The organism is Chryseobacterium sp. SIMBA_028, assembly GCF_046535285.1.
Classification (GTDB): Bacteria; Bacteroidota; Bacteroidia; order Flavobacteriales; family Weeksellaceae; genus Chryseobacterium.
In genome coordinates, this window is sequence record NZ_JAWRWZ010000091.1 from 1 (window position 1) to 361 (window position 361).

At 64.3% G+C, this 361-nt stretch carries 1 protein-coding gene; it reads right to left on the reverse strand.

The window, feature by feature from the left end; translation table 11 throughout:
- Positions 1–179 precede the first annotated feature (179 nt).
- Positions 180–361 (reverse strand): hypothetical protein (locus SCA31_RS22675; protein WP_410699306.1); only part of this gene is annotated, 182 nt, incomplete at its 5' end.

Here is a 361-nt window from a genome sequence, read left to right on the forward strand (position 1 = left end):
GCAGAAGACATTTCGCGGCTGCGCGGGAAAAGCCACCCGGCAGGTGGGGGTGCAGCCCTATCCCTCTGGTTGTATTGGTTGATTTCTGCGCCGCCATGCGCTCCCGATCCCGCCAGCCCGCAAGGTAACGCCTTGCGGGATAGGCTATCGGAAAGGGGAGTTGGCAGGCAGATCATTGCTCACCCCTGTTTCTTCTGCCCGACATGGCGTCCAACGCCATCCGGGGCAGGGAGGGAGGAATGGCGCTCGGCAATCGCTTTCGCCTCGGCCAGGATTTCCGGCGGCGCGGCGACCGCCTTTCCGGCCTTGGAATCCACATGCAACAGCATCTGTTCGGCGGTGGCGAGCACCTCGCCGCTCG